This window comes from Streptomyces sp. NPDC037290 (genome assembly GCF_055603245.1).
Window position 1 is genome coordinate 24335 of record NZ_JBVJVZ010000040.1, and the last position, 6762, is coordinate 31096.

Consider the following 6762-nt stretch of genomic DNA (forward strand, 5'->3'; position numbering starts at 1 on the left):
GCCGCACGACGACGGTCGGACAGATGACTGAGTTCCCTCGCTTGCTCGGTCGGGCCCAGCCGTGCACGGGCTGATCAGGCGGAGGGGGGCCGGATTCTGGCCGAACTTCCATCGTGCCGCAGTTCTGGTCACGGAGCAGGCGGTCGGATGAGGGGTTCCACAGGCGTACGCTGCCATTCCCGCTCGCGGTGGCGGGCAGGGTTGTGGTGGCGTCGGCGGCTGTGCGGTGTGCTCCCCACCGTGGTCATCGGCAGCGTCGTGACCGCCGTGGCCTTCAGCCCCGACGGTACAGTCGTCGCCACCGCCCGCGACGGCCTGCAGGTCACGCTGTGGAGCGTCCTCCACGAACTGCCGCTGATGTCGATCACGGGTCACACGGCTCCCGTGCGCGCCATGAACTTCACCGACCGCGGTCGGACCCTGGTGTCCACATCAGAGGACGGCACAAGCGTCCTGGGAGACCTCACTCATGGGCGGCTGCCCGATGCCCCGGCGGGCTGGCAGGGGCGGCGACCTTCGTCCGTCAGCCAGATCGGCGACATCATCGCCGCCGGTGACTCCCACGGCACCCTCCACGTCTGGAACACCGCCGACTACCAGCTCGCCGCGACCCTGACCGGTCACCAGAATATGATCGAAAGCATCGCCGTCAACCCCAACCGAAATCAGTTGGCTGGCGCCGCCGTCGACGGAATCGCCCACCTCTGGGATCTCACACCGAAAGTCGTCTGCAGACAGATGTGCGACACCTCCCGGCGCTCGCGACTCGTCCGTCAGCCTGTGCCAGACGACAGATACCCGGGGGCTGGACGCTACGGCACTCAGTCTGCCGTCGCGGGGCAGTTTTTCCAGAGCATGGCGAGTTCGCGTGGGATGGTCTTGGCGCAGCCGCCGGTGTCGGCGAGGTCTGCGGTGCTGCTGTAGGCCCAGTTTTGACTGCCATGGCGGATGAAGTACGCGCGCACACTGCCGTCATCCTGGGCATTGAGCTGTTCCCGAGCTGTCGCATCCGGGGTGAGGCCGAAAGTGGCTTCAGCGTATTGGTCGCTTCCGCACTGTCCATACATGAGCCCTCCTGGACGGAGTTGGACATGATGGCTTCCGGTTGCGGCTGTATACGCATGGGTAACCGCAGTCTTGGCTGCCTTGGTGGTAGCCAGGTTCCGGCAGCCGGCAGTCGCCCCCTTGGATGGACCGTTACTCGCGGAGGCGGTAGCCGTGGGCTGCCCCCCGTCAGGAGGCGCTGCAGCGGTGACACTCCCGGAGCTGCTTGCATGGCTTGAACCGGTACTGGTGCTGCATGCGCCGAGCAGGAGCACGGCGGATAAAGCGATAGCGGTCGAAACTGTCGCGCGAGGTGTAGTGAAGTGCATCAGAGCCAATCTCTCCAGAAACAGATGTCGATATGAATTCCGGTAATGCCTGCCCGATTCCTGTCTTCCTTCCGGGGTATTTTCTATAGCGATTCCTTGATTCCGTAACGGCCCTGCAACGGCCTTCAGCTTCTCAAATTGTCTGCATTCGGCGCTTCCGTGCCCAGGCTTGCTGAACGGGATGGAAGGATGCAGTGTCGAACTCGCTGTTGAAGATGTCGACGGGGCAGCGCGTGCTGGGCGCCTGCTCGGTCGGAGGAGTTGTTGAGTTGCACGGGGACGGCCATGGAAGCTGCCTTGGCGTCGGTCAGCTCGGTTCCCGATCCTAGTTCCTGGCCTGAATCTTCCCGATGGTGATGTCACAGCGGACTGCGGCGAATTTGTTCAGGGGAACGCGTAGCCGAGGCGCCCGTCGAGGTTGGGGTAGCCCTCACATTTGGGGTCGCTCGTCGTGAGGTGGTGGTTGTGGAGGGCTGGGTTGTAGCAGCGGTAGAGGGGGAAGGTGCCGGGGGCCCGGGTGGTGTAGATGTAGCCAAGGCGGCCGTCCTTGTTCGGGTAGCCCTCGCATTTGGGGTCGGTTGTGTCGAGGTGATCGCCGGTGGCAGGGTTGTAGCAGCGGTAAAGCGCGACGGTGCCGGCGGTCTGGCGGCCCGGGATGTGGCCGAGGCGGCCGTCGAGACTGGGGTAGCCCTCGCAGCCGGTGTTGGTGACGGTGACGCTCGTGGTGGTGAGGTGGTCGCCGTTGGCGTTGTTGTAGCAGCGGTAGAGGGCCACGGGTACGGGCGGCTGACGGTGGGGCGAGTCCGCGAAGGCGACTTCCGGGTAGCGGGAGGAGGGACCGTCGAGCAGCGGACTGCGGGTCTGAAGTAGTGCCTTGTCGAAGAAGGCCGCGAGGTAAACGCGTTGGATTTCGATGGCACGGCCGGGGGCGATCGTGCCGAGCGTGTGGACGAGCTGGGCAGCGGATTGTTTGAAGGCGCTGGGCGCCTGAGAGAGGAGAGCCTCGTAGTCGAGGAACGAGACGTGCTGCGCCCCGAGCAGTTTCAGGTCGTACCGCTCGCCGTGCAGATGTTTCCAGAAGGTCGCCCAGCTTGAGTCGGTGTTGAGGTTGTGTTTTTCGGAACTGAACAGCAGGAAGGGACGGTTGAGGTTCTTCGTGGTCTCGGGACCGAAGAATTGTCCGTCCAGGTCTGCACCAGCGTGGATCCTGGAGTCTGTCTGCATGGCCGCAGGCACCAGTCCTCCACCGAGAGAGGCGCCGAACATGCCGATGCGGGTCATGTCCATCGCGTCGGACAGCCCGTGGGGGAGGGATGCGTGGTCCACGTCCGGGTTGTGGCCGTGGATGACGGCGGTCAACTGGTCGATGACGAAGCGGGTGTCGGCGACTCGTGCGGCGAATACGTGGGTCGCGGGGGTGGTCGGCGGCATGGTGCTTGTTTCCAGCCGGCCGCCGGGAAACTCCACTTCGCTGTCGTCGTGGGTGTCGTCGAGGGTGACGACCAGGTAGCCGCGACTGGCCAGATCTTCGCCGAGTGCGGTGCCCGTTGCGCGGTCCGAACCCCGCCCGGGCGAGTACAGCAGAATCGGTAGCTTGCCGGCTTTGTGATCCACCGGGGCGCCGGTGTGCCCGGAGGTGGTGGGCAGGGTCACGGTGTTGGGCGGGACCTGCCAACTGCTCAAGAAATGCGCGGCGGCGGCGGACTGCAGCCAGGGCGAGGCGGGATAGCGGGAGGTGCGCGTGGCCGGATACCACAGTGTGACCATCAGCTCACGCGGCTGGGGACTGGGCAGCCACGGATCGGTGCGCTTCACATCGCGGAGGTGAAGGTCGGCCGTACCGACCCTGTAGTGACCGCTCGGGGCGGGAAGCGTCAACTGCCCCGGCGTGGTCGCTGCACCTGCGGGCACGACCTTGGCAGTGGACGCCGCGGCCGCCGTCCCAAAGGCGGAGGCCGAACCGATCCCGGTGCCAAGGAGGACGGCCAGTGCCCCTGCCGTGCCGGCGACCCGGGCGGGTAACCGGCTGCGTGTTCTGCGTGCGTGTTTCATCGGGTCCCTCTCGGACAACGGCCGCCGTACATTCAACGGCCGACTGCCGGGCATCGTACCGGTGTTCGGTCTTCCACTTCTGACACCCTGCACCATGCAGCCAAACCAAGAGGGCGTTTTCTCCTTAAATGTGATGCTATCTGAGACCTTTTGCGGCACGAGGTAGTGGTGCTGGAGAGAGACCTCTCACCGGGTCCTGCGTTGTTGGTGGGTTGGACGGACCGTCGTAAGGTCCCAGAGATCCAGAGACGCCGCGTATAGCTTTCGCGCACTCCTACGGGGCCACCCACCGACAGGTAACTCCCTCGGTGGAGCACGGGAGCTCGAAATACCTCAACAGCCGCGCGGAGACCTCGGCCCCGCAGCGGGAAACGGGCAATACGACGCTTCAAGTCCGCCGGCGGCCGCGCAGAGATCCCTGTCCGCCTTTTCCGGGATCTCACCCCGCTACTTTCGGCCCCGCAGCCCACCAGCTTGCCACTCATGCCTACCGGCACGAAATGCCCGAACGCTTCATCATCCGGCGGCAGGTCACCGGCTGCCCCACCGGTGCCCGACGACAGCGGAGCGGCGGACAACCACATCTCGACACGCCCTCAACACCCGCCGCACTCAGCAACAGTGAGGATGTTCGGGCGCCGCTTCGGGCGGTGGTCTGACGCGCAACGGGACTGGCCGTGTGCCTTGGCATTGATCTGTCGGCTGTCGGCTCGGAGTGGTGTGCACTGCCGCCGAGCAGGAGCCTTTCCCGTAGCGCCTCTGTATGTCAAGCGGCTTGGGCGAGGTGACTTCGCCGTCGCGTTGCATGATTCGGTAGACCACGTTGGACAGGTGGCGTTTCAGGGCCCTGCGGGCTTCCGCAGGCGTCTGACTTTTCCGAGATCTTGCGCAAGGACGTGCAGCACGGAGTTCAGTGCCCGGTTGGCACCGGTATTGAGCCCGTGGCGTACGTTGTTGCGGCTGGAAGCGTCTAGGGATGCGCTGCCGGTGTTGCGGGCGAAGTGGTGCTTGGCGGGGGAGCGGCTGACGTTTCCGGCGTGGCCGATGACCTTGGCGGCCAGCACGGTGCCCAGGTCCGGCAGCTCCGTGAGCGTGGTGCGGATCGCGGAGAGCGTGCCACGCATCTCGGCTACCTTGACCTTGCCGGTCCAGGCGGCGCAGATCAGCCAGGAGATCGTGGGCTATGTCGGGCGGCAGGCGTCGGTCTCGGCCCGGGGCTCTTCATGATGGCAGTGGCCTTGTCGGCGGACAGCCCGGTGGGGGTGCCTCCGGGAACAAGGTCACGCAGGACGGCAGCCGGTCCAGGATGCGGGTTCGTTCGTGGACCAGGCCGTCGTGCCGGCGTCATCCCACCGACGGCGAACCTCCACAGCCCTGACCCCGACGTGGACATGGACATCGTGACCGGCCACGCGCGACGGGCCAACTCGTCCGTCGCAGTCATCCATTCCTTCGGTTTCGGGGGCCACAACGCTGGCGCCGTGCTCGATCGTGATCGGACCCGCACGAGAATAATGCAGATCATGGTCTTGTCGAGGACCGGACCGGTGTGGAGATCGGCGTAATTCCATTACTACGAATCCCACGCCTCAGGGTGGCTCCGCTGCCGCCAACATGCGAGCGGCCGGCCCGGGTGCCACCCTCGGGCCATGGACATGTACGCACACGACATTCAAGTCTTCGCCAACGGCCGATGGCACACCGCGACAGCAGCACTCTGGGGAGCGCTATACAGGTCCGTCGTCGAGGCCTGGGGCGTCCGCAATGACGTGAACGAGCCGGAGAGCTGGAGCGGCCGTATGACGCTGGAGGACGACAACACTGCTGTTGAGGTCTACCACGACGATGGCCGCAAGCTGCGATTACCGAACGGGCAGGAACGGACGTTCAGCGTGTCTGCCTGCTTCGAGAACGCCATGAACATCAGGGGTCACGGCAGCATCCCGTTCGACTGACCACGTCCCTACGGGCCGTCCTGTCCCTGTGACACGATCCGGCCCTCGGGCGGTCGCTTCACCCGCTCGCGCGACGGAAGGCTACGTAGCCTCAGGTCAGTGCCTGCGCTTCTCAGGAGAGAAAGTCTAGCAATGGGCTCATGGCCCAACACCTGAGAACCCCGGCGCCGCGGTTGAGGTCCACCCACACGGCACCAGCCCGTCACCACGTCCTCGGGCAATCCTGATGCTATTCCGAGGAAAGGAGCCGCTGCTTCATGTCCGGTGGCCCTGTCTCGTTACCAGCCTTCGAGAAGTTCCCTCCGCCGTTCATAGAGTCCGTCGATTGCTGCCTCGTGATCAGGTAAATGTCACCGACATCCGCGGCCTCCTGCTTGCCGTGCTGGCCACCGCGGCAAGCGTGCAGGAACCCGCCGGCGCCCGGCTCCTGGACCGAGTTGGACAAAATGACCTCTCATCAGCTGGGCGCATTGCCTGCCTTGCCCTGCGGGATGGCGACCGCTGAGAGGTCCCGCTTGCGAGTGGCCAAGGCGTCGGCCACGCTGGTCCGAGGGCTGCCGCTCTCGGACCAGCTAGAATTTCGTGCCCCACTCTGTAGCCGACACTTGGCACGCCGGCAGCAAGGAGCCGGCTGGACTCTTGGTAGAGGCCGCGGTGACGTTCGCACTGCCCGACGCCTGCGCCGCCAACCACGGCGTCGCGTAGGGGCGATCGACGTCACCTCCCGTCTGCACAGTTCGCCGCAGCCCTGGGGGCTCACAAGTTCGCCTACTTGTATCCTGTGCTGGACTCCTGGTGCCTCCTGGAAGGCATCCTGGCCACGGTTTACCCCCCTCCTTGGTTGCCGAGCTGGCCGACCTCGCCTACGTCGTTGCCCAGCCCCGGCAGCTGCCCATCGCCAACCGGCGACGCTGTACCCACTCCCCTCCATCCCAAGGCCTGGCCCCTGTGCCGGAAGAGTCGGGCGGATCACACGAGGGGATCTTCACGGCGAACCCCGCCCCGGACCTGCGGGTGGAATCCGTGTCCGGAGTCCCGGCGGAACATTTCCGCGGTGCATCCTTCATCCCGTGCACGGACCGACGGCATCAGGGCTGCACAGCCCATGCGACACGATCGTGTGATCTTCGACGTAATGGGCCGGGTCGGCCGTCGCCGGGCTGCCATCATGATTGGGCGCCTGGCTGGAACCCGCCCGTCACCCACGCCGGCCGGCACTTCCCCGGACCTCCGCTTGTCTTTCCAAGCGCGCGGACAGGAAGGAGGGGTTAGCGCCCGGGCTGGAGAGCCGACCGAGGGGCTCGCAAGTAAGGCGATCAGAGTAGCGGAGTCAATCAACCCAAGTAAGCACGAATTGCACCGGCAGCCCATTGATGTCATCT

The 6762-nt window shown here is 65.4% G+C and carries 4 protein-coding genes and 2 pseudogenes; 4 read left to right on the forward strand and 2 right to left on the reverse strand.

Going from position 1 to position 6762, the window contains the following annotated elements:
• The first annotated feature begins 240 nt into the window (after positions 1-240).
• Positions 241-924, forward strand: coding sequence for a WD40 repeat domain-containing protein (locus ACZ7HQ_RS42315; RefSeq protein WP_471002093.1), 684 nt, complete (start codon positions 241-243; stop codon positions 922-924).
• An 833-nt stretch (positions 925-1757) separates the two neighbouring features.
• On the opposite strand, the gene ACZ7HQ_RS42320 is transcribed toward ACZ7HQ_RS42315, so the two are convergent.
• Positions 1758-3425, reverse strand: a complete 1668-nt coding sequence (locus ACZ7HQ_RS42320) for an alpha/beta hydrolase (RefSeq protein WP_471002096.1) — start codon at positions 3423-3425, stop codon at positions 1758-1760.
• Positions 3426-3697: 272 nt separating this feature from the next.
• Here ACZ7HQ_RS42320 and ACZ7HQ_RS42325 point away from each other — a divergent pair.
• A pseudogene (locus ACZ7HQ_RS42325) lies at positions 3698-3964 on the forward strand (IS6 family transposase); the annotation flags it as partial.
• Between the two features lie 300 nt (positions 3965-4264).
• On the opposite strand, the gene ACZ7HQ_RS42330 reads toward ACZ7HQ_RS42325, so the two are convergent.
• Positions 4265-4549, reverse strand: a complete 285-nt coding sequence (locus tag ACZ7HQ_RS42330) for a transposase (RefSeq protein ID WP_471002099.1) — start codon at positions 4547-4549, stop codon at positions 4265-4267.
• Positions 4550-5074: 525 nt separating this feature from the next.
• Between ACZ7HQ_RS42330 and ACZ7HQ_RS42335 the strand changes: the two genes are divergently transcribed.
• On the forward strand, positions 5075-5380 hold the full coding sequence (locus tag ACZ7HQ_RS42335; RefSeq protein ID WP_471002102.1) for a hypothetical protein: 306 nt from the start codon (positions 5075-5077) through the stop codon (positions 5378-5380).
• 343 nt (positions 5381-5723) lie between these two features.
• Positions 5724-5819: pseudogene (locus ACZ7HQ_RS42340) on the forward strand (IS5 family transposase); the annotation flags it as partial.
• Positions 5820-6762: the final 943 nt, after the last annotated feature.

Coding starts and splice junctions, on each gene's coding strand:
- ACZ7HQ_RS42320 (WP_471002096.1), bottom strand. CDS start 3,425: ATGAAACACGCACGCAGAACACGCAGCCGGTTACCCGCCCGGGTCGCC.
- ACZ7HQ_RS42330 (WP_471002099.1), bottom strand. CDS start 4,549: ATGCGTGGCACGCTCTCCGCGATCCGCACCACGCTCACGGAGCTGCCG.
- ACZ7HQ_RS42335 (WP_471002102.1), top strand. CDS start 5,075: ATGGACATGTACGCACACGACATTCAAGTCTTCGCCAACGGCCGATGG.